This window comes from Vibrio sp. OPT46, from assembly GCF_015163535.1.
GTDB classification, from domain to species: Bacteria; Pseudomonadota; Gammaproteobacteria; order Enterobacterales; family Vibrionaceae; genus Vibrio; species Vibrio alginolyticus.
This window is the reverse complement of the sequence record NZ_JADDYG010000637.1, coordinates 3,826-5,033: the sequence shown is the minus strand read 5'-3', so window position 1 is coordinate 5,033 and position 1,208 is coordinate 3,826. Positions and strand designations below refer to the sequence as shown.

Sequence of the window (1,208 nt, the reverse complement as noted above, 5' to 3'; positions counted from 1 at the left end):
GTACTAAATATAGTGCAAAACCAAATACCTTAATGATTCAACGGGCTGGTATCTAATGTGGATACTCAGCCGGTCACATATTCAGCCGAGAAAGTCTGAATCGAAAATGGACAAAACCGATTTAGACAGCTAGCTCAGTTTGTATCTCTCTAGGTAAGGTTTTACATTGGAAACGTCTAAACAAGTGGTCACCTTTGAAAGTCACCAATAATCACTAGTATCTTGGATATTTCTAATTATTAGATGTGTTAGGCTTGGCGAAATAAAGCAAATATGGGACCTGTTTTTATGTTGGGTAAATTCACTAATGTGACTGACTATTTCTCTGAGATGGGTGTTCCGCCTCAAACGGTTAAACCCTTCTTAACTCAATTTAGATTGCTTTCACTAAACCCAACAGATATTTTGCTCGCACAGGGCTCTCAGCAGGACTACGGCTATTTTATCATGTCCGGAATACTTAGAGCTTGTCATTACGGTGAGAATGGGCTTGAGCGATGCAAAGAGTTTTACTTTAAAGATGAGCTATGCTTCCTCTATTCAAGTTGGTTACAGGGGGTGCCTGCCCAATATCAAATTGAAGCGATTACTGCAACAGAAGTAGTAAGGATCCCCTTGAATTTACTTGCATTGCCTTCGTTCTCACAAGCCAGAATTACACTGTTGCAACAACAGTTAATATTCAAGGAGCAGAAAGAGGCCCTGCTATTGCTCCACACACCTGAACAAAGATATCGGCACTTGCTGCAGTATTGGCCACATTGGTTAGCCAAACTTAATAACATTCAGATAGCCAGTTATATCGGTATCAGCCCTGTCAGCCTATCGAGATTGAAAGCCAGAATTAAAAGCTAAATATAAGGTAGGAATTAACTTTAGTTAATTCCTACTTTGGGAGATATGCGCATAATCCTACCTCCATATTTATTTTAAATTCTGTAGTAGGGAAGCATGTCGGCATTTCTTTGGTCCCAAATATTGATAGCAATCGCCATCGTACTTGACCTGATATCATTTCAATTTAAACAAAGGCAAAAAATTGTCTGTTGCTTATGTATATCTGGAATCTTGATTAGCGGCCACTTTGTTCTATTAGAGCGATGGACCGCCGCAAGCTTAATGTTACTTGCGAGTGTTCGCTATTTCGCTAGTATCTTTACTACATCGAGAAGGTGGATGTTTCTATTTTTAACCTCTGCGTTAATAAT

At 39.3% G+C, this 1,208-nt stretch carries 2 protein-coding genes; both read left to right on the top strand.

All coding sequences use genetic code 11. The annotated features are described in order from the left end of the window. The first annotated feature begins 288 nt into the window (after positions 1-288). Complete coding sequence (locus IQR33_RS23950) at positions 289-855, top strand: Crp/Fnr family transcriptional regulator (protein WP_193844124.1); 567 nt, start codon at positions 289-291, stop codon at positions 853-855. A 96-nt stretch (positions 856-951) separates the two neighbouring features. Beyond that, the coding region (locus IQR33_RS34215; protein WP_228014108.1) for a YgjV family protein at positions 952-1,208 on the top strand (257 nt) is incomplete at its 3' end.

Excerpts from the sequence above, each read along its gene's own strand:
- IQR33_RS23950 (WP_193844124.1), top strand. The coding sequence starts at position 289 with ATGTTGGGTAAATTCACTAATGTGACTGACTATTTCTCTGAGATGGGT.